The sequence below is a fragment of the Pseudomonas sp. WJP1 genome (assembly GCF_028471945.1).
Classification (GTDB): domain Bacteria; phylum Pseudomonadota; class Gammaproteobacteria; order Pseudomonadales; family Pseudomonadaceae; genus Aquipseudomonas.
In genome coordinates this window covers 5,425,329-5,451,316 of sequence record NZ_CP110128.1, presented here as the reverse complement: position 1 = coordinate 5,451,316, position 25,988 = coordinate 5,425,329, and the positions used below count along the sequence as shown (strand labels likewise).

The window sequence follows — 25,988 nt, the reverse complement described above, 5'->3', positions numbered from 1 at the left end:
GTGGGAGCCATGACGGTAGTGACCGCTACCAGTTATGAGAACCCCTTATCTAGTCTTTCTGCAATTGCTAGTATGATGCGGAATACAAGTCACACTGGCAAGGAAATTGTATTATTCGATCTTCTCTGCTCAAACGGCGAAGAATGGAATCGTTTTGCCTTCATTAATTACAACGGCACCGACTTTGAAAGAAGTACATTCAGCATTGTTTCAAGGTGCGACATTCCTTCTGATCTTATAGAAACACAAACTCGCTTTTTTGAAGTTCATCCTGAGTATCTGCGTGATTCTGTATTGAATTGAGTAGATGCTTTTCTGCCATTCCGTGGCCCGCTATCCACCCATATCTTGCGTATTTGAACAGCGCCGGCATCAAGCGTTTTTGCGGCGGAAAAAAGGGGATGGATTTATTATTTGAAAAAGGGCGCGTAAAATAAATCCGTCAATTTTTTTGCTAAATTTTTTGCTTTTATTGTTTTTTTCTCGCTACCTCTTACCTCTTACCTCTTACCTCTTACCGCTCTACCCTCAACGCCAGCCGTAACCGGCGCATTTGTAGCCAGCGAAAAAAACGTCCAAGTTGACGGCATCGTTAGTCGTAAATTGCCGGATCGAAGCCGGGGGCTTCAATGTCATACCCATACGCCTTGCATAGCTCTATCATCCTTTCGCGCTGTCCAGTGGCTAGGCGGATCTCATCATGACTCCCGTAGTACAACGCTTTTGCGACCTCTAGAATAATTTCTCTTCTAGTATGCGGTTTGTCGTAGACGAACAGAGGATAATGAATATCTGGAAACTCCGCCGCCTCAAATAGGTTAAATGCCCCGCCATTTTCCGTGTTCGCAAAAAGCTCTCCACGACCTTGCAAGAAACGCCATTGAGGATTTTCGTAACACGGAGTAATTCCTCGGACTGGACATCCTTGATAGACAACATCTGCGATTTTTCGAGAAATCGAACCTGCACCTTCGGAACTTCTTAATGCGACAATTCCTGATAAACCGGGATTCCATTCATCTATTTGCTTTTTATCAACGCCATGCCATAGCGGAAAAAGCTTTTTGTCGTTCTCGATATGCTGTCTATGCAGCACGTCCAGCTCATAACTTGTCCAGGACTTGGATATGTAGATCGGCGAAAGGACGATCAAACCATACTCCGAAGCCATTAAGCCTGCATTTATGGAATCAAGTAATTTGTCGCCAATTTTCAACGACAAAGGAGCGAACCAGACTTGAAGCCCAAGAAATGTCAGTGACTTGGACAACTCAGTGACATATGCCTCATCCTCTGAGGCATACGAAATGAAAAGATGATATGGCTTAGTCATTGTTTTAGGTTGAGTAGTTAGGCCGAACTCGGCGATAACGTAATAGTAGAGAATTGTTGATAACACCGCCCTGTGAATTTCAGAATAATTTTATAATCCTTTTAAATCAATGGCATGCTACCTAAAGACATCTCGCCCGCATTCGCTTGACTTTCGATCCGTAACTCATAAATCAACCATTGATAAAACGGGAAGCTTTCAAGGTTGCATGAATTGGTTATCTCAAAAAATATTCCGGGGAGAGCCGTTTCAGACGGTCTAGCGCATGCGCACTCATCCAAGTGGCGAGATTCAATAGACGCTTTGAGCGGCTGCTTTTGGCCGATATCTGCCTGTCGCCACCAGCAGCAATGGGCAGCTCTCTGCCGATCATGTTGACTAAGCATACTGGAAAAAACCAATGACACCGGTGCTCAGATCGAATGCAAATGCCTCGTCAAGTGCAATTTAAACGAGTGGTCAGCATCGATGCAATCCGCTGCTCAAGTGGAGTGAATTACCCAATCAACAATCCACTCTCTCCCCCATCCCCGCCAAACTATCAATCACATGCACGCTATACCCCGGCACATTCTTCGCGTGATGCTTGGCTTGCGAAGCCATTTCCGCCAGCTGGCTGGCATCGAGTTGCCCGCAGGCCTGTGGGTGTAGATGCACCACGCCGATCGACAGTGACAACAAGGGGAACTCCTGGCGCATGCCCTGGCGGTTGGGGGCGGTGAAGCAGCCGGCTTCGAGGTGCTCGCTGCGGTAGAAGCGTCGGCATTGGCTGTGGAAGTCGTCGAGCAGCTGGTTCAAACGTTTGCGCCAGTCGTCCGGGCCCAGGACCAGCAGGAAGTCATCGCCGCCGATATGGCCGACGAAGTCGCGGGACGGGTCGATGCGCTCGTTCAGGCATTGCGCCAGGCACAGCAGGACTTCATCGCCGCGGCCGTAGCCGTAGATGTCGTTGAAGGGTTTGAAGCTGTCGATGTCCACATAGCAGATCAGCGATTCGCGTTGCTGTTGCAGCAGTCGGGTCAGGCATTGCTGGATCGGTACGTTGCCCGGCAGCAGGGTCAGGGGGTTGGCGTAGCGTGCTTGCTGGATTTTCAGTTCGGTGATCAGCTTGAGCACGTCAATCACTCGGCCCAGGCCCAGGTAATTGCCATCGAGGGTGATGATGAAGTCTTCTTCGATGCGTTGTCGGGCGCGGCTGGTGATCAGCCGGCTGACCTGCTGCAGCGACTGGCCTATCTCGACAGCGAGAAAGTCGTCGCTCATCAGGCGGCTGATCGGTTTGCGGGCGAACAGGTCGGTGGCGAACGGTTTGAGCAGGGCATCCGAGAGCGAATGCCGATGCACGATCCCGCACGGCTGGCCTTGCTCATCCAGCACCGCCAGCGAGTTGAGGTTGGCCTGGCGGCGGAAGGCTTCGAGCACGGTGGCGGTCGGGGTGTGGCGGGCTACCGCGGGCTGGTCGTTGAGCAGGGCACTCAGGTCGCTGCCGTCCTCGCCCAGCGCCACGGCATTGCTGTCGCGCCTGGGCATCAAGGCGCGGGCATCGCGCGGTGGATGCTCCTGTGGCCGACAAAGCAGATAGCCCTGGACCAGGTCGATGCCCATTTCGGTCAATACCGCCAGTTCTTCCGGCAATTCGATGCCTTCGGCGATCACCTGTGCCCGCGAGGCGTTGGCAATTTGCAGGATCGAGCCAACGAACTCACGCTTGAGGGCATCCAGGTGAATGCCGTCGATGAAGTGGCGGTCGATCTTCACGTAGTCGGGGCGTAATTCGGACCACAGGCGCAAGCTTGAGTAACCCGCGCCCAGATCGTCCAGCGCAATGGAAAACCCCATGGCCCGGTAATGATGCAGGGCGGTATGCAGCAGCTGGAAGTCGTCGGTGGGGGTCTGCTCGGTGAGTTCGATCACCACCTGGTTCGGTTCAATGCCGAAGTCCTGCAGCAACTGCAAGGTGCGACCGGGCTGGTGGGCCGCTTCGAGCAAGGATTCCGGGGAGACGTTGAGGAACAGTTTGCCGGGCAGTTGTTGCTCGTTGAAGCGTCGGCACGCGCTCTGCCGGCAGGCGATTTCCAGTTCGCTCAGGCGACCCGCCTGGCGGGCGACGGCGAACAGGGCGACAGGGGAGTGCAACGGACTGTTGGAAGGGCCGCGGCTCAGGGCTTCGTAGCCCAGGATGCGCCGCTCGGAGAGGCTGATGATGGGTTGGAACAGGCTGTGCAAACCGCTTTGAGCCAGGATTGAACTCAAGGCACTCAGCTGTTCGGTTGTGGTCATGGCGATCTCTGGCGAAAAAAAAGGACCGGGCGTGCTCTAGGTTAAGAGGCGCTACCGGTCCGTTATTTCACGACAGAATGATGACTATTTGATGACGCTCCGGGGGAGCGTCAGCATTAAATTGCCATCAGCTTAGTGCTTGGCTACCGCCGTATTGAGCTTCAAGTAATCCAGGAGGATGCGCCCGGTCTCGCTCAGGTAGGCATCGTCTTCCGGCTTGGTCTTGTCGTCCTCGGCCGCGATAGCGTCTTCGTCTTCTTTCTTCAGTTCCTTGAGCGGCTCTTCGCCCTTGGCTTTGCGACGGATATTCTCCATGGCGAGCTGCTTGGCTTCGATATCGGCGTGCTGGGCACGACGCTCGGCCTCATTGAGGCTGACGGTTTTTTCTGCCATCAGTTTCTGCGCCAGGGCCAGTTTGTCGCGAATGAACACGAACTCCGCGTCTTTGTTCGTACGCACGTCGTGCTCGGACTTGAGCTGGGTGATGTACGGTTTGAACGGGTCTACCGCAGGTTTGATCGCCGCGCGGATGGTGTCCCACGGCATGGCTTCCGGCAGGGCGCTTTCGCCGATTTCCTTGGTGTCGATGATCGACGGGTAATCGATGTCCGGCAGTACGCCCTGATGCTGGGTGCTCTGCCCGGAAACCCGGTAGAACTTGGCCAACGTCAGCTTGAGCTCGCCATGGTTCAGCGGCTGGATGGTCTGCACGGTGCCTTTGCCGAAGGTCTGGCCGCCGATGATCAGTGCGCGGTGGTAGTCCTGCATGGCGCCGGCGAAAATCTCCGAAGCCGAGGCGGACAGGCGGTTGACCAGCAACGCCATCGGGCCTTTGTAGAAGGCGCCCGGGTTCTCATCTTCGAGCACATCGACGCGGCCATCGGCGTTACGCACGAGTACGGTCGGGCCCTTGTCGATGAACAGGCTGGTCAGCTCGGTGGCTTCCTGCAAGGAACCGCCGCCGTTGTTGCGCAGGTCGATGACCACGCCGTCGACCTTGTCTTTCTGCAACTCGGTCAGCAGCTTCTTGACGTCACGGGTGGTGCTCTTGTAGTCCGGATCGCCGGCACGGAAGGCCTTGAAGTCCAGGTAGAAGGCCGGGATCTCGATGACGCCGAGCTTGTAGTCCTTGCCATCCTGCTTGAGGTTGAGCACCGACTTCTTCACGGCCTGGTCTTCGAGCTTCACCGCCTCGCGGGTGATCGGCACGATCTTGCTGGTCTGGTCGTTCGGCGCGTTGCTGGCCGGGATCACTTCCAGGCGCACGATGGTGCCTTTGGGGCCGCGGATCAGCTTGACCACTTCGTCCAGGCGCCAGCCCACCACGTCGACCATCTCTTTGTTGCCTTGGGCAACACCGATGATCTTGTCGGCAGGAGCGACTTGCTTGGTCTTGTCGGCAGGGCCTGCCGGTACCAGGCGCACGATCTTCACTTGATCGTTATCGCTTTGCAACACGGCGCCGATGCCCTCCAGGGACAGGCTCATGTTGATGTCGAAGTTTTCCGCGTTATCCGGCGACAGATAGTTGGTGTGCGGGTCGTAGGACATGGCGAAGGTGTTGATGTACGCCTGGAAGATGTCTTCCGCGCGGGTCTGGTCCAGGCGCGCCAGCTGGTTCTTGTAGCGCTTGGTCAAAGTTTCCTGGATTTGTTTGGAATCCTTGCCGGCGATCTTCTGCCGCAGCACTTCGTCCTTGACGCGCTTGCGCCACAGGTCGTCGAGTTCCGCGGTGGATTTGAGCCAAGGGGCATCCTTGCGGTCGATCAGCAAGGTTTCCTTGGTGGTGAAGTCGATCTTGTCGACGCCCTTGTTCAGTTCGGCAAGGGCGAAGTCCAGACGCGATTTGACCCGGTCCAGGTAGCGCTTGTAGATGGTGAACCCGGCGTTGAGGTCGCCGCTCTTGAGGAAGTCGTCGAACTGGGTCTTCCACTTATCGAATTCGGCAATGTCGCTGGCCATGAAGTAGCTGCGCGACGGGTCGAGCAACTTCAGGTAGCTGTCGTAGATGATCACCGAGCGCGCGTCATCGAGCGGCGGCTTGCTGTAGTGGTGGCGCTTGAGCAACTCCACGACGTTCAGACTGGCGATGACTTCGTCACGGTCGGGCTGAAGTTTGTCCCAGCTATTGGCTGCAAAAGAACTGTTCGACATCGGCAGCAGGCCGATACCGATAAAAAGGGCGAGGGCAGTGCTGGGGAACAAACTCTTCATGTTGATTCGACGCGGGGACAATTGATAACGCATATTAGGCCGTCTTTGAAGTCGCCGGTTCCACAAGGACCGGCCGCATAATGCAAAAAGCCCGGCGCTACAGCTTCGGGCTCAGTCCAGACTCACTATGGAGGCACTGTGAAAGCATTGCAAGGCGTTGACGGTCAAGTGGAGTGGGTTGAAGAGCCTCGTCCTGCGTGTGATGTAGGGCAAGTTCGCATTCGAGTGGCGGCAGCGGGTCTCAATCGTGCCGATTTGTTGCAGAAGGCTGGCCTTTATCCGCCACCACCGGGTGCCAGCCAAGTGCTTGGTCTAGAGTGCTCGGGAGTGATCAGCGAGGTCGGGCCGGGTTCGTCCTGGCAGGTGGGCGATCGGGTTTGCGCCTTGCTGGCCGGGGGCGGGATGGCTCAGGAAGTGGTGGTCGACGGGCGGCACGTGCTGCCGGTTCCCGACGAAATGTCGCTGGCCGAGGCGGCGGCATTGCCTGAAGTGTATGCAACTGTCTGGTTGAATCTGTTTCAACTGGCTGCGCTGAAACCAGGCGAAAAAGTGCTGCTGCACGCGGGAGCAAGTGGAATTGGTTCAGCTGCCATTCAGCTGTGCAAGGCATTTGGTAACCCGTGCTGGGTCAGTGTCGGGTCGGCCGAGCGCCTGGCCTACTGCGAAGCGCTCGGTGCCCAGGGCGGTGTTGTGCGCACTGATGATCTGGACAGCTTGCGCGACCTCGGGCCGTTCGATGTCATTCTCGACCCGGTAGGCGGCAACTACGCAGCGCTGAACCTGAAACTGATGGCGACGGATGGCCGCTGGGTGTTGATTGGCCTGATGGGAGGGCGCGAGGCGAAGCTGGACCTGGCGCAGGTGCTGGCCAAGCGCGTGCAACTGCTGGGCTCGACCCTGCGCAGCCGCGATGATCAGTTCAAGGCGGATTTGTTCAGCGATTTGCGCCAGCATGTCTGGCCGCTGTTTGCGGATAAACGCTTGAGCCCGCAACTGGCCAGGGCTTTCCCGATCAAGGACGCCGAAGCGGCGTTTGCCGAGTTGGCGAGTAACACGGTGGCGGGGAAGTTGGTGCTGGTGATTGACGAAAGCCTGAGCTAATAACCCGAACCTGTGGGAGCGGGCTTGCCCGCGATTCAGGCGACGCGGTCTAACTGACAGACCGCGTTATCGTTCATCGCGGGCAAGCCACGCTCCCACAGGGGGCTCGGTTATTTCCAGATGTGGATCGGCCAGTTGGATTTCTCGGCCTGTTCACGCAGTACCGGGTCCGGATTGACCACGTGCGGGTAATCGACCTTCAGCAACAACGGCAAATCATTGCGTGAGTCGGAATAGAAACTTGCACCTTCCAGGTTCTCCTCTTCGGCATCCAGCCATTCCAGCAACCGGGTGATCTTGCCTTCACGGTACGTCAGGGTGCCGACGGTCTTGCCGGTATAGGCTCCGTGCGCCACTTCCAGCTCGATACCCAGAATTTCATCGATACCCAGGCGATCGGCAATCGGCTTGACCAAATGGACGCCCGAGGCCGAGATCACCAGGATCCGGTCGCCGGCCTTGCGGTGGGCGGCGATGGTTTTGGTGGCGTCGCTGAAGATGATCGGTTCGATGAAGTCTTCCACCCAGGGGCCGACCAGGTGCTCGACTTCGGCGGGCGTGCGGCCGATCAAGGGCTCCAGGCTGAAGGCCATGTAGTCCTCCATGGCCAGGTGGCCCCTGCCGTAGGCGTCCATCAATTCCTTGTCGCGACGCAGGAAGGATTCGCCGTCGACCCAGCCGAGGCGGACCATTTGCTCACTCCACAACGAGGCGCAGTCGCCGTGGATCAGGGTTTCGTCCAGATCAAAAATTGCCAGGGCCATCAGTGCAGTTCTCTCTTCAACGTCAGCAAGGGCATCAGGCTACCTCACACAGGGCCGTCGGATCGATGGAAAGCGCCAGGCGCTGACCATCGGGATGCAGGTCGGACGCCGAGCGGTTGAGCACATCCACCACCAGTTCCACGCCGCGGGCTTCGATGCGGTAGCGAATCACGTTGCCGAGCAGGCTGTGGCTGCGCACCTGGGCGTCGAGATCGCCGTCGAGGCTCAGTTCGATGGCCTCCGGGCGAATGGCGATGCGGTGGTTGATCGGGCGTTGCAACAGCTTCGACGCGCTGTCGGCATCCAGCAGGTTGTAGTTGCCGATAAAGCCGGCGGCGAAGACATCCACCGGTGCCGTGTACAGGGTTTCAGCGTCACCGCTTTGTACGATCTTTCCCTGGTTCATCAGGAAAATGCGATCGGACATTGTCAGCGCTTCTTCCTGATCGTGTGTGACGAAGATCGTGGTCAGGCCCAGCTCGCGCTGGATCGCACGGATCTGTTCGCGCAGGTGCTTGCGAATCCGAGCGTCGAGGGCCGACAGCGGTTCATCCAGCAGCAACAGCCGGGGCCGGGTCACCAGGGAGCGGGCGAGGGCGACGCGCTGGCATTGGCCGCCGGACAACTGATGCGGGTAACGGGCGGCAAAATCCTGCAGCTCCACCAGTTTCAATACTTCAGCGACGCGCTTCTGGCTGTCGTCAGCGTTGACCTTTTGCATGCGCAAACCGAAGGCGACGTTCTGCTCGGCGGTCATATTTGGGAACAGCGCATAACTCTGGAACACCATGCCGATCCCGCGTTTTTGCGGGCTCAAAGGCACGATATCGACGCCATCGAGCAGGATCTTGCCGCCATCCACCGAAGTCAGGCCGGCAATGCAGCGCAGCAGGGTGGATTTGCCGCAACCGGACGGTCCGAGCAGGGTGACGAACTCACCTTTCTGGATTTCGCAGTTGATGTCGTTGAACACTGTGGTGCCAGAGTAATTCTTTTGCAGATGTTGGACGCTGACATAGCTCATTCGCTTTTGTCCTTGTTCAAGATATTGGCCGCCCAGGTCAGAACCAGCACGAAGAAGAAATAGGAAATCACCAGCGCACTGGTGAAGTGGCCGCTGCTGTTGCGCATGTTGTTGAGGTAGACCTGCAGGGTTTCGTAACGGGTGCCGACGAGGATGTTGGCGAACACGAACTCGCCGAACAGGAACGAGAACGACAGCAGCAACGCCACCATCAAGCCCTTGCGCAGGTTCGGCAGCACCACCAGGATCGCCGCCTGGAAGGTGCTGGCGCCGAGCAGTTGGGCGGCGTCCATCAGGTCGCGCAGGTTGATTGCCTGCAGGTTGTTGGTGATCGCCCGGTACATGAACGGCAGGGCCACGGTGAAGTAGCAACCGATGAGGATCCACGGCGTGCCGACCATGGCGAACGGCCCGGAACCGTAGAGCTGCAACAGCCCCACCGAGGACACCACCGGCGGCACGGCGAAGGGCAGCAGGATGAGGATGTTCATCAGCGCATCGAGTTTCGGGAAGTGGTAATGCACCACGAACAGCAGCGGCAGGATCAGCACCACCGAGAGAATCAGAGCACCGACGCACACCAGCAGCGACTGGCCGAAAGCGCTCAGGAAGCGTGGGTCGCTCCACAGCTGCGCGTACCATTTGATGCTGAAACCGCTGGGCAGGATGGTGGCCGACCAACTGCTGGAAATCGAATAGATGAAGGTGCCGAGCAGCGGCAGCAACAGGATGGCGAACAGCAGGTAGACCACGACCCGGTGGTAGATGCCGACAGGGCCCAGTTCAGCGCGAGACATGGTAGCTCCTCTTCAACAGCAACTGATGCACGATGGTCACCAGGGTCATCAAGGCCACCAGCACCACGGCCAGGGCGCTGGCCAGGTTCGGATCGAGGGAAATATCGCCCGAGACCATCGCCGCGATGCGGATCGGCATCACGTTGAAGTTGCCGGTGGTCAGTGCGTACACCGTGGCGTAGGCGCCGAGGGCGTTGGCCAGCAGGATCACGAAGGTGCCAAGCAGCGCCGGGGTCAGCACCGGCAGGCCGATATGGCGCCAGAACTGCCAGCCGCTGGCGCCGAGCAGCGCGGCGGACTCGCGCCAGTCTTCGCGCAAGGCATCGAAGGCCGGGTAGAGCAGCAGCACACCAAGGGGGATCTGGAAGTAGGTGTAGAGAATGATCACCCCGGTTTTCGAATACAGGTTGAAGTCCTGAATGATCCCGGCCTGCTTGAGCAGGATGGTGAAGCTGCCGTTGAAACCCAGCAGGATGATGAACGCGAACGCCAGGGGCACGCCGGAGAAGTTGCTGGTCATGTTGGCGAAGGCGTTGACGAAGTTGCGCAGCTTCGAGTCGACCCGGCGCAGGGAATAGGCGCCAAGCACGGCGATGATGATGCCGAACACGCTGGACCAAAAACTGATCTCCAGGCTGTACTGGATCGCCTGCATATAGAACTTGGAACTGAAGATCCTGGTGAAGTTGGCCAGGCCCCAGCCGAACTCTTCCGACTCCAGGCTGTTGGTCATCACCCACACCAGCGGGGCGATTTCGAACACGATGAAGAACAGGGTGAAAGGCACCAGGCACAGGGCCGCCAGCCATTTGCCGCGAGTCATGGCATTCACTTGAGCAGCTCCCGGCACACGGGTTTGTCGTGGGGTACGCCCAACAGTTCACAGACGGTGCCGCAAATTTCGGTCTGTTTCGGCGCGGCAGCGGCATCGAAGCTGAAGGCATCGCCGAACACGAACAGCGGCACTTCGCGCTCTTCGGGCAGCAGGCCGTTGTGGGAGCGGTCGTTGTTCATGCCGTGGTCGGCGGTCACCAGCACCTGGTAGCCAGCGTCGAGCCAGCCTTGCAGGTAGTCGGCGATGATGATGTCCGCCGAGCGCGCGCTGTTGCGGTATTGCGGGGTGTCGAGGCCGTGCTTGTGCCCGGCGTCGTCGATGTTCATCGGGTGCACCAGCAGGAAATTCGGCCCATGGCGCAGGCGCAGGTTTTCGGCGTCGGCGAACAGGTGGGAATCGGGGTAATGGTCGTTCCAGTAGAAATGTCCGTGCTGGATCGGCAGGTTGGGGTCGTCGGTATGGCGATCCCGCGCCGCCACGAACGGCGAACGGTTATACAGCTCACTGACCCAGTGATAGGCCGCCGCCGCGGTTTTCAGGCCGGCAGCAGTGGCATAGTGATAAATGCTGCGCTGGTTGGACAGGCGCGAGACGTTGTTGTGAACGATGCCGCTGTCGATTGGCGTGACACCGGTCAGGATGCATTCGTAAAGCGGTCGGGACAGGGCCGGCAGCTCGCACTCCAGTTTGTAGAGCGCGGCGCGTCCTGCGCCGACGTAGGCCTGCAGGTGCCCCATGGCGTGGCGGGCGACCTCATGGTTGAGGCCGTCGAGCACGACAAGGATGACGTTGTGCTTCATAGGGGCAAAAACTCCGTGGAACAGGAATTTGAAATTCACTCAACCCACTGTGGGAGCGAGCCTGCTCGCGATGAGGGACTGTCAGTCAACATCAATGTTGAAGGTCAGATCGCTATCGCGAGCAGGCTCGCTCCCACAGGGATCTACCGCGTTATTTCATTTCTACGATGACTTCTTCGTTCCACTTCTGCGGCAGTGCCTTGGAGGTTTTCTCCCATGCATCCGCGTCCTTGATCGGCGTGACCTTCTTGTACTGCTCGTTCGGCAGCAGCTTGGCCTTCACATCTTCCGGCAGCGTGATGTGCTCGGCGCGGATCGGACGGGCGTTACCCTTGGCCAGGTTGATCTGGCCGGCATCGCTGAAGATGTATTCGCGGGTCAGCTTGGCGGCGTTCGGGTTCTTGGCGTATTTGTTGATGATGGTGGTGTAGCCGGAAATCACCGAGCCATCGGACGGGATCAGCACCACGTAGTCATCCGGATTGGCCATCTTGGCCTTGTAGCTCAGGCCGTTGAAGTCCCAGACCACGCCGACTTCGATCTCGCCTTTTTCCATGGCGCCTATGACCGGGTTGGACATCGACAGGCGACCTTGTTTAGCAAGGTCGGCAAACAGCAGCAGTGCCGGTTGCAGGTTTTTCTCGTCGCCACCGTTGGCGTAGGCGGCGGCCAGAACGCCGTTGGCAGCCTGGGCGGCGGTGCTCACGTCACCGATCGACACTTTGTATTTACCGGTTTTGAGGTCAGCCCATTTGGTCGGCACTTCGGAACCGTGCAGCAGCTTCTTGTTGACGATGAAGGCGATGGTGCCGGTATAGGCCAGTGCCCAGTGACCGTCCTTGTCCTTGGCCCAGGTCGGTACCTGGTCCCAGGTGGATGGCTTGTAGGGCTGGGTAACGTTCTGTTTCACCGCGATCGGGCCGAAGGCTGCGCCCACGTCGCCGATGTCGGCACTGGCGTTGTCTTTCTCGGCGGCAAACTTGGCGATTTCCTGGGCCGAGCTCATGTCGGTGTCGATGTGCTTGAGGCCGTAGTTCTTCGCCAGGTCTTCCCAGGTGCCTTTCCAGTTGGCCCAGTCATCGGGCATGCCGACACTGTTGACGGCGCCTTCCGCTTTCGCAGCGGCTTCAAGGGTTTTCAAATCATCAGCCGCCATGGCGGCGGTGCACATGGCAATGGTCGAGCCTAACAGTGATGCCAGGAAAAGCTGTTTCATTCCGAAGCTCCTATGGGCGTTTTCAACGCTGCGATTGCGGTTGTGTTGGTCTAGGTCAGCAATACCTGAGCCAATCTAAGGCGGCTCGATGACACTTTGATGTCGTTCGTCGCCCCGGTGGACGTTTACTTGCCCGGTATTGGCGGGTGCCAAGTAAGCGTAGACCATGGGCGAAGCCCCATTGCGCAAGGGATTTGGCCGATGTTTTGCACAGTGTTGGGGTGACCGTCGGGCGGCTTTGTCATCTCTCGGTCATCTGCATTGCCTACGCTTGCAGGATCTCCAAACAGCCGATTTTCTCGCAGGTATTGCCCTGAAAGAGTGCTGGTCTAGTCCAGATAGGTAACGTTGATGCGCGATGAGGCAACAAAAGCGGTGACGGCCATTGGCCAGGTGCTTCAGGAACAGCTCGATCACGGGCTGCTGGCGCCAGGGAGCAAGTTGCCAGCCGAACGCAAGCTCAGTGAATTGTTTGGTACCACGCGCATTACCGTGCGCGAGGCGTTGCTGCAGCTCGAAGCCCAGGGCCAGATCTACCGCGAAGAGCGTCGCGGCTGGTTCGTGTCGCCGCCGCGCCTGGCCTATAACCTGATGCAGCGCAGCCACTTTCACGCCATGGTCAGCGCCCAGGGGCGGGTGCCGTCCACCGAAGTCATTTCGGCGCGTTTGCAGCCGGCATCGGCGGCGGTCTGTGCCTGGTTACAGTTGCCGGCGTTGTCGAGCGTGATCCAGGTCTGTCGTTCGCGGCGTATCGATGGGCGACTGGTGTTGTACGTGGAGCACTACCTGAATCCGCAGTATTTTCCGGGCATTCTGGATTTCGACCTGAATCAGTCGATCACCGAGCTGTATGCGCGGCACTACGACTTGCACTACGGGCGGGTGCGCTTCGAGATCGTGCCGACGGCGTTGTCGGCAGACGCGGCGGCTGCCTTGCGGGTGTCGGTGGGCAGTCCTGGACTGCGCATCGCCCGGGTCAACTACGATCAGCATGGGCGGCTGATCGATTGTGACCTGGAGTTTTGGCGCCACGATGCGATCCATGTTGGGGTCGATGTGGGCGTCGATGTGGCTTGAGCCTGGCCGCTGCAGGCGTGTGACCCTTATCCGAAACGGTAGATGTCCATGCCCAGTGCACCCATTGTGAATCCCTGGTGGGCAATGCTGAACGGGCCCCCGGCACTGCGGGCAAAGTACAACGGCAACAGATGTTCGTCGCTGGGATGGTTACGCACCGCGTTCGGTGCTTGCCGGCGATAGTCGTGCAAGGCGGCTTCATCGTTGGCCGCCAGCTTATCGATCATCCAGTCGCGAAATACCTGGGCCCAGGGTTGCACGCTCTCGGGGCCGGCATGCCAGTCCAGCTCTCGCAGGTTGTGGGTAATGCTGCCGGAACCGATCAACAGAATGCCCTGTTCGCGCAAGCTGCTCAGCGCCTGGCCAACGCGGGCCTGCAGCGCCGGGCCGCCTCGGGTGGGCAGTGAAACCTGCACGATCGGGATATCGGCGTGCGGGTACATCAACGACAGTGGCACCCAGACGCCATGGTCGAACGGTCGTGTGCCGTCGATGCGGGCGGGAAGGGCGTTGGCGTGCAACAGATTGACCACCTGTTCGGCCAACCCGGGGTTACCAGGAGCCGGGTATTGCACCTCGAACAGTGCCCGGGGAAAGCCGCCGAAGTCATGCCAGGTGTCCGGTTGCGGGTTGCCACCAACCAGCAGCTCATCGCTTTCCCAGTGGGCGGAGACAATCACGATGGCGTCTGGCCTGGGCATCTCTGTCGCCAGGCGAGCGAGGGCCGGCCCACTGGCGCCAGGTTCCAGGGCCAGCATTGGCGAACCATGGGATATGTACAGGCTGGGGAACATGGATGAGCTCCTGAGAGTTAAGATAGAGCCATCTTCTGTCAGATCATTGATCTAAATCTAATATAAGTTTTAGGGTGTTTTGATCGAATTTTCGGGGTTATTTATGCAGCCGGAATTTTGGCACAAAAAATGGAAATCGAACCAGATCGGTTTTCACTTGCCGCAAGTGAACCCATATCTGCAGCGATTCTGGCCAGCGCTGGGCCTGGAAGAGGGCGCTCGCGTGCTGGTGCCGTTGTGCGGCAAGAGCCTGGATCTGCTGTGGCTGGCGCAGCAGGGTCATGAGGTGCTGGGGATTGAACTGTCGGAAAAGGCAGTCGAGGATTTCTTCAGCGAGCATCATTTTGACCCAGCGGTCGACGATCAGGGGCCTTTCAAGGTTTATCGGGCTGGGTCCATCGAACTGTGGTGCGGCGACTTCTTCGATCTGACGCCAGGCGATGTCGCCGACTGCTCGGCCCTCTATGATCGAGCCGCATTGATTGCCCTGCCGACGCCAATGCGTCAGCGCTATGCCGCGCATTTGACGCGGATCCTGCCCAAGGACTCCAACGGGTTGTTGATTACCCTGGACTACGACCAGGCGCAAATGGAGGGGCCGCCGTTTGCCGTGCTCGATGAAGAAGTGCAACGGTTGTTGGGTGCTTCGTGGACGCTGAAGATCCTGGAAGACCAGGATGTGCTGAGCGAGAGCGGCAAGTTTCTGGAGGCGGGTGTCACGCGGCTTGAAGAGCGGGTGTATCGGGTTTCCAGCCGGTAAACGCTTGAGCAGACAAAAAAAGGCCCGCATCGCTGCGGGCCTTCTTGTTTATTGCGGCCTCTCTCAGCCGCGACGACGCGCCAGTGCGTCGATGCGCTCTTCCAGCGGCGGGTGGCTCATGAACATGCGGGCGAAGCCCTGTTTGATGCCACCGTTGATGCCGAAGGCGTTCAGGGTGTCAGGCATATGCACCGGCAGGCCCTGTTCCGCACGCAGGCGTTGCAGCGCGCCAATCATCGCGGCGGTGCCGGCCAGGTTGGCACCGGCTTCGTCGGCGCGGAATTCGCGCTTGCGCGAGAACCACATGACGATGGCGCTGGCCAGGATACCCAGGACCAGTTCGGCGAAGATGGTCGCCACGTAGTAGGCAATGCCCTGGCCTTCTTCGTTCTTGAAGATCACCTTGTCGACAAAGTTGCCGATAATCCGTGCAAAGAACATCACGAAGGTGTTCACCACGCCCTGGATCAAGGCCAGGGTGACCATGTCGCCATTGGCCACGTGGCCGATTTCGTGGGCCAGGACGGCTTTCACTTCATCCGGCGAGAAACGCTCCAGCAGGCCCTGGCTGACCGCGACCAGTGCGTCGTTCTTGTTCCAGCCGGTGGCGAAGGCGTTCGCCTCATAGGCTGGGAAGATCCCGACTTCGGGCATCTTGATCCCGGCTTCGCGGGACAGTTGCTCGACCGTTTGCAGCAGCCATTGCTCGTGACGCGTGCGCGGCTGGCTGATGATTTGGGTGCTGGTGCTCATCTTCGCCATCCACTTGGAGATGAACAGCGAGAACAGGGAACCGGCGAAACCGAAGACCGCACAGAAAATCAGCAGCTGATTGAGGTTGAGATCAACCCCATTGGCCGCCATGAACCCGTTGAAGCCGAAAAGGCTCAGGGTGATGCTGGCAATCAGCACGACCGCCAGGTTAGTGGCCAAGAACAGCAGGATGCGCATCATGGTTGTAGAAATCTCCTCATGCTAAAGATGTAGCGTACTGCGGGGTATATAAGGTGCTGCAACGGGGTATTCAACCGAGTGACTATTTCAAACTGTGTCCTACAGCATTAGCGTAGCTGTTTGCAGGGCATTTCCGACAGGGGATGGCAAAGTGATTTGCCAGCCAACTGGCAACCGAGTGCCCGCCGTTACTCGACATGACTCGGCAATGGGTCATTGCACAAGCATCAAGACTGAGGTCATGGGCAGGGCGCGAGCATGTGTTGCAGAATGAATCACCGTGCGATGTTTCTGCCATCGCACGGTGTCAGGCCGCTTACTGGCGATAGGACTTGAGGAAATTGCCAATGCGTCCGATGGCCATGTCCAGGTCATCGACGCGCGGCAGGGTCACGACGCGGAAGTGGTCCGGCCATGGCCAGTTGAAGGCCGTGCCTTGCACGATCAGCAGCTTTTCCGAGAGCAACAGGTCGAGGACGAATTTTTCGTCGTTGTGGATCGGGCAGACCTTCGGGTCGATCCGCGGGAACGCGTACAGCGCGCCCATCGGTTTGACGCAGCTCACGCCAGGAATGTCGTTGAGCAGTTCCCACGTGCGGTTACGCTGTTCCAGCAGGCGCCCTTGTGGCAGCACCAGGTCGTTGATGCTTTGATAGCCACCCAGCGCGGTCTGGATCGCGTGCTGACTCGGCACGTTGGCGCACAGGCGCATGTTGGCCAGCATGTCGATGCCTTCGATGTAGCTCTGGGCGTGGTGTTTCGGTCCGGAAATGGCGATCCAGCCGGAACGGAAACCAGCCACTCGATAGGACTTGGACAGGCCGTTGAAGGTCAGGCACAGCAGGTCCGGCGCCAGGGACGCAGTGCAGATGTGCACGGCATCGTCGTACAGGATCTTGTCGTAGATCTCGTCGGAAAACACCACCAGGTTGTGTTGGCGTGCCAGTTCCAGCATGCCCAGCAGGACTTCCTTCGAATACACCGCACCGGTCGGGTTGTTCGGGTTGATGATCACCAATGCCTTGGTATTCGGGGTGATCTTGGCCTTGATGTCGGCAAGGTCCGGCCACCAGTTGGCCTGCTCGTCGCACAGGTAATGCACCGGGTTACCGCCCGACAGGCTCACCGCGGCGGTCCACAACGGGTAGTCGGGCGCCGGTACCAGCACTTCGTCGCCGTTGTTGAGCAGGGCCTGCATCGACATCACGATCAGTTCGGAAACGCCGTTGCCCAGGTAGATGTCCTCGATGCCGACACCTTCCACCTGCTTTTGCTGGTAGTACTGCATCACGGCCTTGCGGGCGCTGAACAGGCCCTTGGAGTCACTGTAACCCTGGGCGGTCGGCAGGTTGCGGATCACGTCCTGGAGGATTTCGTCCGGCGCTTCGAAACCAAAGGGAGCCGGGTTGCCGATGTTCAGCTTGAGGATGCGATGGCCTTCCTCTTCCAGGCGTTTGGCGTGCTTGAGCACTGGGCCGCGAATGTCGTAGCAGACGTTGGCGAGCTTGTTCGATTTGCTGACCTGCATGGCGATGTGTTCCCGAAAATGAACGATCCAGGCGGCGTGTGAACAACCGTGCTGGGAATCCTGCGTTATCACACAGGCCTGACGCCATGAGAGGCAGCACCCATAAATCCGTTTGAATGCGCGTGGTCTGGCTGCCAGACTGGCGTTTGACGAGGCGCAATCATACGTGCCGCCCGATCCGTGGAAAAGGTACAGATCGGGCTTTTTCAGCTGCTGAGGTGTGATGATGGAAAAGTTGGAAAAAACCCTGGAAGAATGGAAGGCCATGCTCGATCCGGAGCAGTACAACGTTTGCCGCCTCAAGGGCACCGAACGGCCGTTTTCCGGCAAGTACAACGGCACCAAGACCGACGGTATCTACCACTGCATCTGCTGCAACGAGCCGCTGTTCGACTCCAGGACCAAATTTGATTCCGGCTGCGGCTGGCCAAGCTTTTATGCGCCGATCGGCGACAGTGCCATGACCGAGATTCGTGATGTCAGCCACGGCATGATCCGCACCGAAGTGGTCTGCGCCAAATGTGACGCGCATTTGGGCCACGTGTTCCCGGATGGCCCACCGCCCACCGGCCTGCGTTACTGCATCAACTCGGTGTGCCTGGACCTGAAGCCACGCTCGTAATGCGGGCCCTGTAGGAGCAAGGCTTGCTCGCGATGACAATCTCAAGGACGCCATCGCCGGCAAGCCGTGCTCCTACAAGAGCGCACAATTAACTAATTACATTGCACGCAATTCAATTGCTCGCTATGTTTAGCTCATCTTCCAGAATCCAGAGCCTCAATCATGAGCGACAACCTCCTAAGCATCCCTTGCACCACCATCAAGGGCGAACAAAAGACCCTGGCGGACTACGCCGGCAAGGCCGTGCTGGTGGTCAACACCGCCAGCAAGTGCGGCTTCACCCCGCAATACAAAGGCCTTGAGGAGCTGTGGCAGACCTACAAGGATCAAGGCCTGGTGGTGCTCGGCTTCCCCTGCAATCAATTCGGCAAGCAGGAACCGGGCAACGAAGGGGCGATCAGCGAGTTCTGCGAGCTGAACTACGGAGTCAGTTTCCCGCTGTTCAAAAAAATTGAAGTCAATGGCGACGGCGCCCATCCCTTGTTCGTGCAGTTGAAAAAACGTGCACCGGGTGTGCTCGGTTCCCAGGGCATCAAGTGGAATTTCACCAAATTCCTGATCGGCAAGGACGGCCAGCTGGTCAAGCGCTTCGCCCCGGCGACCAAGCCGCAGGACTTGAGCGCCGAGATCGAAGCACTGCTCAAATGAACAGCTTGTCCGTCGACTCGCTGAGCCTCGACAGCCAGCTCTGCTTCAAGCTGTACGCCGCCTCCCGCGCGGTGATTCGCGCCTACAAGCCGATGCTCGATCAGTTGGGCCTGACGTACCCGCAGTACCTGGCGATGCTGGTGTTGTGGGAATGGCAGGCGGCCGCCCCGGAGCAACCGACGGTCAAGGCCCTGGGTGAGCGCCTGGCGTTGGACTCCGGCACGCTGACGCCCTTGCTCAAGCGTCTTGAACAATTGCAACTGGTTCAGCGTCAGCGCTCGGCGCGCGATGAGCGGGAGGTGCACCTGAGCCTGTCGCCCAAGGGCTCCGCGCTACGTGATCAGGTCGGGCCGCTCAAGGCCCGCCTGTTGTGTGACAGCGGCGTGGACCTGGATCGCCTGAATGACCTGCGCGACGGCCTTGACCACTTGCTGGGGCAGATCAAGGCACTGTCGTAACGGGTATCCACACGTCCAGCAGGGAGGCGAGTTCTTCCCGCCGGAACGGTTTGGCCAGATAGTCGCTCATGCCCGCCGCACGGCAGCGTTCGCGCTCTTCGGACATGGCGTTGGCGGTCAGGGCGACGATCGGCAGTTGCGGCCATCGCCCACTGCGACGGATCTGCCGGCTGGCTTCATAACCGTCCATGACCGGCATGTTGCAATCCATCAGTACCAGATCGAAGTCGCGGCTCTCCAATTGGTCCAGCGCCTCGGCGCCGTGCGCGGCGACGACCACGTCGCAACCGAGTTTACCCAACATGCCCTTGGCCACCAGTTGGTTGACCGGGTTGTCCTCGACCAGCAGCACCCGCGCACGTCGCGGCGGGACGTGGGCGTCAACCTTCGTATCGTTGTGCGTGTCGGTTTGCGCCAGCAGGATTCGCCGCAAAGCCTGATACAGCGCATTGCGGGCGAGGGGTCGTGCCTGTTGCTGCAAGGGGGCGAGGGCGCTGGCTTGTTCGCTGGGCATGAAGCTGCCGTAAGCGGTCACCAGCAGGATCGGTGCGCCGAGGGTGGGGCGCAGGTTGAACAGGCATTCGGGGCAATCGGTGATCAGGACATCGGGGTTCAGGCCGAGCAACGGGTCATCGATCGAGCGCTGCTGATAATCAAGCCCCCAACCGGGCAACACACTGCTCAACAGTTCCGCCAGACCGCTGCTGGCGGCGGTAATCGCAATGACCTTGCCCTGCAGGGGCGCCGGGGCCAGTGCCCTGGTGTGACTGGGCAGTGGCAGTTGCGCGCAGAACTGGCTGCCGAACCCAGGTTCAGAGCTGATGGTGAGCCGGCCTTGCATGGCTTCGCACAGGTTGTGGGTCAGGGCCAGGCCCAGTCCGGTACCGCCGAACTGACGAGTGATCCCGGCACCGGCCTGGGTGAAAGGCTGGAAAATCTTGACCTGGGCATCCCGGGGGATACCGATGCCGGTGTCGCAGACTTCGATGCTGACGCCATCGTGGCTGGTCGACAGACGCACATCGACCCGGCCGAACCGGGTGAACTTGAGCGCATTGGACAGCAGGTTGCTGACGATCTGCCGGACCCGTGTCGGATCGCCGAGCACCAGCGCAGGAAAGTCCGGATCGATCAGGCAGGTCAGTTCGACACTCGGCGCGGCGTTCTGCGACAGCAGGTTGGCGGTGTCTTCGATCAGCGAGCCGAGGTCGAACGGGATGTGCTCGAGTTCGAGCTGGCCGGCATCGAATTTCGACAGATCGAGAATATCGTTGAGCAACTCCACCAGCACTTTGCCCGAGTCATGGGCGATGGCCAGCTGTTGCTGTTGCTCGGCGCTCAGTGGGCCGTCCAGCGACAGCGCGATCATGCCCAGCAGGCCATTGAGGGGGGTGCGGATTTCGTGGCTCATGTTGGCCAGGAACACTGAACGCGCTTCGGCCATGTCCAGGGCGGTACTGCGGGCGACTTCAAGTTCCTGGTTGGATTGGCTGAGCCGGGCGTTGATGGCCTTGAGTTCGGTCGTGCGCGCCGAAACGATGTTTTCCAGCTGGCCGAGGTAGTCGGTCAGGCGGTTTTCGGCGTTGCGCCGCTGCTGGATTTCGGTGGCGATGTTTTCGAATTGCTGGTTGGCGACTTTCACCAGCACGCCGATTTCATCCTTGGCATGTCCCGCCGGGCATTCCAGCGTGGTCGGCTCGGCGCTACGCGGATCGCGGCCACTGAGCTCACGGATGACCCGCACCAGCGGCTTGGTCAGCATCACGTAGAACAGCGCCAGGAGGATACCGCTCAGGAGCAGGCTGCGGGCGAAACCATTGATCAGGGTTACCTCGGCCCGCCGCAGGAACCGGTAGCCGAAGGAGTAGGTGTCGACGTCCAGTCGCAGGGTACCCAGGGATTCGCTTGGCAAATGATTCAGGTACAAGCGGTCTTCGAACTGCCGACGGGCCCCGAACAGTAGGTCACTCAATACTCGATAGCCGCTTTGCAGGCCGGGACGCGTGACGTTGGCCAGGACATTACCGTTGTTGTCGGTCAGTTTCGCCCCGATGATCGCGGGCGAGCGCAGCAGGCCCAGGGTCAGTTCCTGGGCGAGTTCGGCGTCGATGTTGTAGGCGATGCGCGAGGCGGGGTTGTGACTGATTTCGAGCAAAGACAGGATTTCACGGTTGATGGAGGCGTCTTCACTGGCATAATCGATGCCTATTTGCAGCACGCTGAGCAGCATACCCAGAACGAAACCGACCAGCACGGTAAGCCGTGCCTGTTTGTAAGACAGCCGGTTGGTGAACTTGATGTCCATGGGGTGTTGAACCACTTCCGTTTTCCTTCGCTGCTCAAGCATAGTCGATCATGCAGGCTGATCCCGCGAGCCCTGCTGCAGGGCGGTTGACCGTTCATCGAACGCTGTATTTCGTCGCTGTATCGCCATCATTACTGTGAACGTGTCCGAGGAGAAGACGTGGATTCCCGATTGAATGCTTTTCTTGAACGTGCCGATGCCGTTCTGGCCCGTATCGAACCGCTGCTGCCCACCCCTCGGCAAGCCATCGACTGGAACCATTGCCTGGCCGCGCGCTGGCAGCGCGAGGGGCGCAGCGGTTTTCTGCTGCCGCTGCAGGTCAGCCTGGACATGCGCCTGAGCGACCTGATCGGCGTCGATCGCCAAGTGGAGCAACTGGGGCGAAATACCCGCCAGTTCCTCGATGGCATGCCGGCTAACCACGCCCTGCTCTGGGGCTCGCGTGGCACCGGCAAATCGTCGCTGGTGCGCGCCTTGCTGGCCGAGCACGCCGAGGCCGGGCTGCGCCTGATCGAAATCGAGCGCGATCACCTGGCGGACCTGCCGCGGGTAGTCGAGCAGATCGCCAAGCTACCGCAGCGTTTCGTGCTGTTCTGCGATGATCTGTCGTTCGAGTCGGGCGAGGGCGATTATCGCGTGCTCAAAAGCGTTCTCGACGGTTCGCTCGAACAGGCACCGGACAACGTGTTGCTGTACGCCACCTCCAACCGTCGCCACCTGGTGCCGGAAAAGGAAAGCGATAACGAAAACTGGAAACGGGTCGATGGCGAATTGCACCCCAGCGAGGCAGTGGAAGACAAGATCGCCCTGTCGGATCGCTTCGGTTTGTGGCTGTCGTTCTATCCGTTCACCCAGGAACACTTCCTCGACGTGGTCGAACACTGGATCGGTCAATTGGCCGACAAGGCAGGCCTGCCGTGGCAACGCACGGAAGAGCTGGACATCCTGGCGGTGCGTTGGGCCACGGGACGTGGCAATCGCAACGGACGTTGCGCGTATCAATTTGCCCGCTATTGGGTTGGGCTGAAACTGTTGGAGCACAAGGCATGATCGATTTACAAAAGAGCGGCCAGGGCCTCGAGGGCTACGGCATGCTGCACGCGCAGCTGGAATCCTTGCTGGCGGACGAGCGCGATTTCATTGCCAACGCCGCTCAGTTTTCGGCGTTCCTGTTCAACCAGCTCGAGGGCTTGAACTGGGCCGGGTTCTACCTCAATCGCAATGAAGAGCTGGTGCTGGGTCCGTTTCAAGGGCAAATCGCCTGCGTGCGGATTCCATTCGGTCGCGGCGTGTGCGGGACGGCGGCGGCGACCTTGCAGACTCAGCGGGTCGAAGACGTGCACGCGTTTGCCGGACATATCGCCTGCGACAGTGCGTCGAACAGCGAGCTGGTCGTGCCCCTGGTCAAGGACGGTCGCCTGATCGGCGTGCTCGACCTAGACAGCCCGCAACTGGCGCGTTTCACGGTGCAGGATCAAGCGGGTATCGAGCAACTGGCCGCCATTTTCCTGCGCCTGACCGACTGCTGATCACACTTTCAAGCCTGCCTTGACCAGCAGGCTTGACGCGTCTACCGCATCGATCTGCTGTGGGTCGAGGAAGCGCCGGGCATACTGCAGGTAAATCTGTGCGTTGATGAACAGCTCGAACAGCTGCGGGTCGATGTGGGCATCCCGGCACATGTTGGCCATGATGCCCAGCGCTTCACTCAGGGTCTTGGCCTTCTTGTAGGGGCGGTCGGCGGCAGTCAGCGCTTCGAAGATATCGGCAATTGCCATCATCCGCGCCGGCAGGCTCATCTGCTCACGCTTCAAGCGTTTCGGATAACCGGTGCCGTCCATTTTTTCGTGGTGGCCGCCGGCAATTTCCGCGACGTTGCCCAGGTGCTCGGGGAAGGGCAGGTGGCTGAGCATCATGATCGTCTGCACCATGTGGTGGTTGATGATGTAGCGCTCCTCAGCGGTCAGGGTGCCCCGGGCAATGCTCAAGTTGTAGAGCTCGCCGCGGTTGTACTTGTAACGCGGGACATCGAGCTTGAACCCCCAGGGATTGTCCTCGGCAATCAATTCGGCTTCGGCACGCTCGAACAGATGCTCCGGCCGGTCCGCCAGCAACGCTTCGCAAACGGGCAGTGGCGGTGCCGGCGTGCGTGCCTGGCGCTGGTTTTCTTCCCAGGAAACACCCAACCGGTCATCCAGGGTCCGCGTCCAGGTGCGTTGACCGATACTGCGCAGGCGTTGCAGGTCGGCTTCGGCCATGGCCTCGCCACCGAGGTTGCAGCGGGCGATGAAGGCGAAATCATCATCGAGTTCCGCCAGGCTGGCATCGCGCTGTTGCGCCAGATGTTGCTCGTCGCCACCTTGGGCAACGGCTTGCCAATAGTTGACCCAGGCATCGCGCTTGAGCACTTCGAAGCGGGTGCGTATTTCGTGGATGCGGTCGTACAGGGTTTCGAGTTTGGTGGCTTTGTCGACCACGTATTCCGGGGTCGTCACCTTGCCGCAGTCATGCAGCCAGGCGGCGATGTGCAGCGCCTCCCACTCATCGTCCGTGGGCTGATAGTCGCGTAAGGCCGGGTCCTGGCTGGTCGCCGCGGCCTGGGCGAGCATCAGCGTCAGGGCCGGTACGCGTTGGCAATGGCCACCGGTGTAGGGGCTCTTGGCATCTATTGCACCTGCCAGCAGTTTGATGAAGGCGTCCAGCAGCTGTTTTTGCCGGTCTTGCAAGCGCTGGCTTTCGATACTCACAGCGGCCGCACCGGACACCGCCTGCAAGAACGCGATGCGGTCGGGACGCAGTTTGTCCAGGTCGCTCTGGTGACCGCTGTCAGCCAGCAGAAACACCAGCAGGCCGACGGTTTCGTTGTGACGATTGTGCAAGCGGATGCCGATCAGGTGAACCCGGGGACAGGCCATTGCCAATAGGACTTTCTGCAGATCCCCCGCCTGTTCGAAGCCCAGGTGGGTGACGACGTTGTCGTCTGTCGCCAGCTGCTGCAGCCAGGCGGGGCTGTGCGCGTCCTGGAACCCGTGTGCGCAAAGGTCGAATGAAGACAGGGCTTGTGCCGTGTCGTTGATCACCAGGCCCTGGGGTTCCATCAGATCGCCATCCCCTTCGCGCAGGTAGATCAGGCCGGCCTGGGCCTGGCCGATCCTGACCGTTTCAAACAGCACCCGCTCCAGCAATGGGGCAAACCGGGTCTCGGCGCTCAGGCTGTCAGTGATCTGGAAGAAGCTCGCCAAGGTGTCTTTCATGCGCCCCATGGACTGGCTCAGTTGGTCGACCTCGAGCACCGGAGAGCGGCGCGTGGCCGCAAAGTTGAAATCGAAACTGCGGATGGCATCCGCTTCCTGCACCAGGGCGCGCAGGGGCTTGACCAGGATCCTGGACGTCAGCCACCCCAGTGGCACGCACAACAGCAAGGTCGCCAGGGTAATCAGCGCGCCTTGCCAGCGCATGCGGTAGGCGTCGACGAGCAATTCATCCTCGGGTACCAACATCGCCAGTTGCAGCCCCTGGGGGCCGCCTTCCTGCATGCTGCTGCGAGCAACGATCCATTGGCGACCCATGGCCGTCAGGCGATTGCCCCGCGCAGGTTTGTCGAGCAGTGCTGCCAGGGCGGGACTCAGGTCGGCGGCCTTGCTCAGGCGGGCGGTTTGATCGTCCACGATCAGGCGACGGCTGTCGGGATAAGCGATGGCATTGCCTTGGGCATCGAACAGCACGATCTCGGTCGCGGGCGTTACCACATGCTTGGCCAGGGTGGCCGAGAGTTCGGCCAGGGTCAGGTCGGCCGCGAGCACGGCATGCTCGCCGCTGCGCCGCGCCAGGGTGGTACCGACGTTGTGCGTCGAGAAAAAAACGTAAGGCGAGGTGGTGATCTGGTCAACATCCTGGCTGGCGCTGGTAAACCAGGCGCGGCCACGGGGATCATAGGTGTCACCGGGGTTGTCCTGACGGCTGACGAGCGTCAGGTCCCGATCGAAAAACAGGTACTGCGAGTGCGCCTGGCCACTGCTGTTGTGCTCGATGCTCCAGACCTGGTAGGCGGCGGTATCCGGGGCCTTGAGCAGCGTTTTCAGGTCTGGCGTGCGCAGCGGGCGAACCATGAAAAAGTCACCGGTGTCGTACCCCAGGTACAGCGAAGCCAGGTTGGGGTTGTCCTGGAGCGCCTGACTGAAGGGCTTGAGCAGTGTCAGGCGCTGTTGCAGATCGGGGGCCAGGGCTGCGGGGTTGTGCATCAACAGGCTCAGCAGCCGGCGAATCGGCTGATAGGTGGCGTGCAGGTCCAGGCGCACGTCCTGTTCAATTCGGCTGAACAGCTTTTCACTGCTCGACAGGATGATCTGGGTGGTTTGCCGGTAGTGGAAAATGCCCAGCACGATCCCGGTCAACAACAGCAGGCAAGTGAACATCACGCTGATATGCACGTGCAGGGGAAACCGCCGCTGATCCGGGCGCAGTGGGCTGGGCATGCA

23 protein-coding genes are annotated in these 25,988 nt (G+C 59.6%); 9 read left to right on the top strand and 14 right to left on the bottom strand.

Going from position 1 to position 25,988, the window contains the following annotated elements; genetic code table 11:
• The first annotated feature begins 9 nt into the window (after window positions 1–9).
• Complete coding sequence (locus OH720_RS24380; protein ID WP_272603219.1) at window positions 10–303, top strand: type II toxin-antitoxin system RnlB family antitoxin; 294 nt, start codon at window positions 10–12, stop codon at window positions 301–303.
• Between the two features lie 289 nt (window positions 304–592).
• On the opposite strand, the gene OH720_RS24375 is transcribed toward OH720_RS24380, so the two are convergent.
• From OH720_RS24375 to OH720_RS24365, 3 genes are all read right to left on the bottom strand, one after another.
• Complete coding sequence (locus OH720_RS24375; protein WP_272603218.1) at window positions 593–1,333, bottom strand: toll/interleukin-1 receptor domain-containing protein; 741 nt, start codon at window positions 1,331–1,333, stop codon at window positions 593–595.
• 504 nt (window positions 1,334–1,837) lie between these two features.
• Complete coding sequence (locus tag OH720_RS24370) at window positions 1,838–3,613, bottom strand: bifunctional diguanylate cyclase/phosphodiesterase (protein ID WP_272603217.1); 1,776 nt, start codon at window positions 3,611–3,613, stop codon at window positions 1,838–1,840.
• 132 nt (window positions 3,614–3,745) lie between these two features.
• Window positions 3,746–5,827 carry a carboxy terminal-processing peptidase gene (locus tag OH720_RS24365; RefSeq protein ID WP_272603216.1) on the bottom strand — a complete coding sequence of 694 codons (2,082 nt, stop codon included), beginning with the start codon at window positions 5,825–5,827 and terminating at the stop codon, window positions 3,746–3,748.
• A 138-nt stretch (window positions 5,828–5,965) separates the two neighbouring features.
• Here OH720_RS24365 and OH720_RS24360 point away from each other — a divergent pair, with 138 nt between their 5' ends.
• Entirely contained in the window at window positions 5,966–6,928 is a 963-nt protein-coding gene (locus tag OH720_RS24360; RefSeq protein ID WP_272603215.1) for a zinc-binding dehydrogenase, read from the top strand.
• 110 nt (window positions 6,929–7,038) lie between these two features.
• Here the strand turns inward: OH720_RS24360 and OH720_RS24355 are convergent, their stop codons facing one another.
• From OH720_RS24355 to OH720_RS24330, 6 genes are all read right to left on the bottom strand, one after another.
• Window positions 7,039–7,692 carry an HAD family hydrolase gene (locus tag OH720_RS24355; protein ID WP_272603214.1) on the bottom strand — a complete coding sequence of 218 codons (654 nt, stop codon included), beginning with the start codon at window positions 7,690–7,692 and terminating at the stop codon, window positions 7,039–7,041.
• 34 nt (window positions 7,693–7,726) lie between these two features.
• Window positions 7,727–8,716 (bottom strand): ABC transporter ATP-binding protein, encoded by a 990-nt coding sequence (locus OH720_RS24350; RefSeq protein WP_272603213.1) that lies wholly within the window; start codon window positions 8,714–8,716, stop codon window positions 7,727–7,729.
• The gene (locus OH720_RS24345) at window positions 8,713–9,513 is read right to left on the bottom strand and encodes an ABC transporter permease (protein WP_180202627.1); all 801 of its coding nucleotides are present in this window, start codon (window positions 9,511–9,513) and stop codon (window positions 8,713–8,715) included. The genes OH720_RS24350 and OH720_RS24345 overlap by 4 nt, the downstream gene beginning before the upstream one ends.
• Window positions 9,500–10,336 carry an ABC transporter permease gene (locus OH720_RS24340; protein ID WP_272606513.1) on the bottom strand — a complete coding sequence of 279 codons (837 nt, stop codon included), beginning with the start codon at window positions 10,334–10,336 and terminating at the stop codon, window positions 9,500–9,502. The genes OH720_RS24345 and OH720_RS24340 overlap by 14 nt, the downstream gene beginning before the upstream one ends.
• Window positions 10,337–10,341: 5 nt before the next feature.
• Window positions 10,342–11,148, bottom strand: a complete 807-nt coding sequence (locus OH720_RS24335) for an alkaline phosphatase family protein (protein ID WP_272603212.1) — start codon at window positions 11,146–11,148, stop codon at window positions 10,342–10,344.
• A gap of 151 nt (window positions 11,149–11,299) precedes the next feature.
• The gene (locus OH720_RS24330; RefSeq protein WP_272603211.1) at window positions 11,300–12,364 is read right to left on the bottom strand and encodes an ABC transporter substrate-binding protein; all 1,065 of its coding nucleotides are present in this window, start codon (window positions 12,362–12,364) and stop codon (window positions 11,300–11,302) included.
• Between the two features lie 351 nt (window positions 12,365–12,715).
• On the opposite strand from OH720_RS24330, the gene phnR reads away from it, so the two are divergent.
• Window positions 12,716–13,441 (top strand): phosphonate utilization transcriptional regulator PhnR, encoded by a 726-nt coding sequence (phnR, locus tag OH720_RS24325; RefSeq protein ID WP_272603210.1) that lies wholly within the window; start codon window positions 12,716–12,718, stop codon window positions 13,439–13,441.
• Between the two features lie 26 nt (window positions 13,442–13,467).
• Here phnR and OH720_RS24320 read toward each other — a convergent pair whose 3' ends face one another.
• Complete coding sequence (locus OH720_RS24320) at window positions 13,468–14,235, bottom strand: DODA-type extradiol aromatic ring-opening family dioxygenase (protein WP_272603209.1); 768 nt, start codon at window positions 14,233–14,235, stop codon at window positions 13,468–13,470.
• 103 nt (window positions 14,236–14,338) lie between these two features.
• On the opposite strand from OH720_RS24320, the gene OH720_RS24315 reads away from it, so the two are divergent.
• Window positions 14,339–14,995 carry a thiopurine S-methyltransferase gene (locus OH720_RS24315; protein ID WP_272603208.1) on the top strand — a complete coding sequence of 219 codons (657 nt, stop codon included), beginning with the start codon at window positions 14,339–14,341 and terminating at the stop codon, window positions 14,993–14,995.
• Window positions 14,996–15,058: 63 nt separating this feature from the next.
• On the opposite strand, the gene htpX is transcribed toward OH720_RS24315, so the two are convergent.
• Window positions 15,059–15,949 (bottom strand): protease HtpX, encoded by an 891-nt coding sequence (gene htpX, locus OH720_RS24310; RefSeq protein ID WP_008059113.1) that lies wholly within the window; start codon window positions 15,947–15,949, stop codon window positions 15,059–15,061.
• A 316-nt stretch (window positions 15,950–16,265) separates the two neighbouring features.
• Window positions 16,266–17,477 carry a pyridoxal phosphate-dependent aminotransferase gene (locus tag OH720_RS24305; protein WP_272603207.1) on the bottom strand — a complete coding sequence of 404 codons (1,212 nt, stop codon included), beginning with the start codon at window positions 17,475–17,477 and terminating at the stop codon, window positions 16,266–16,268.
• Between the two features lie 226 nt (window positions 17,478–17,703).
• Here OH720_RS24305 and msrB point away from each other — a divergent pair, with 226 nt between their 5' ends.
• From msrB to OH720_RS24290, 3 genes are all read left to right on the top strand, one after another.
• Window positions 17,704–18,099: a peptide-methionine (R)-S-oxide reductase MsrB gene (gene msrB / locus OH720_RS24300; RefSeq protein ID WP_272606512.1), complete on the top strand. Its 396-nt coding sequence runs from the start codon at window positions 17,704–17,706 to the stop codon at window positions 18,097–18,099.
• Window positions 18,100–18,261: 162 nt separating this feature from the next.
• A complete protein-coding gene (locus tag OH720_RS24295; protein WP_008059117.1) occupies window positions 18,262–18,747 on the top strand; it encodes a glutathione peroxidase in 486 nt (161 codons plus the stop codon).
• Window positions 18,744–19,205 carry a MarR family winged helix-turn-helix transcriptional regulator gene (locus tag OH720_RS24290; protein ID WP_272603206.1) on the top strand — a complete coding sequence of 154 codons (462 nt, stop codon included), beginning with the start codon at window positions 18,744–18,746 and terminating at the stop codon, window positions 19,203–19,205. The genes OH720_RS24295 and OH720_RS24290 overlap by 4 nt, the downstream gene beginning before the upstream one ends.
• Here OH720_RS24290 and OH720_RS24285 read toward each other — a convergent pair.
• Window positions 19,189–21,510: a hybrid sensor histidine kinase/response regulator gene (locus tag OH720_RS24285; RefSeq protein ID WP_272606511.1), complete on the bottom strand. Its 2,322-nt coding sequence runs from the start codon at window positions 21,508–21,510 to the stop codon at window positions 19,189–19,191. The genes OH720_RS24290 and OH720_RS24285 overlap by 17 nt on opposite strands.
• Before the next feature lie 159 nt (window positions 21,511–21,669).
• Between OH720_RS24285 and OH720_RS24280 the strand changes: the two genes are divergently transcribed.
• Both OH720_RS24280 and OH720_RS24275 read left to right on the top strand, forming a co-directional pair.
• Window positions 21,670–22,560, top strand: coding sequence for an ATP-binding protein (locus tag OH720_RS24280; RefSeq protein WP_272603205.1), 891 nt, complete (start codon window positions 21,670–21,672; stop codon window positions 22,558–22,560).
• A complete protein-coding gene (locus OH720_RS24275) occupies window positions 22,557–23,039 on the top strand; it encodes a GAF domain-containing protein (protein ID WP_008059124.1) in 483 nt (160 codons plus the stop codon). Before OH720_RS24280 ends, OH720_RS24275 begins: the two co-directional genes overlap by 4 nt.
• Here the strand turns inward: OH720_RS24275 and OH720_RS24270 are convergent, their stop codons facing one another.
• Window positions 23,040–25,985: an HD domain-containing phosphohydrolase gene (locus OH720_RS24270; protein WP_272603204.1), complete on the bottom strand. Its 2,946-nt coding sequence runs from the start codon at window positions 25,983–25,985 to the stop codon at window positions 23,040–23,042.
• Window positions 25,986–25,988: the final 3 nt, after the last annotated feature.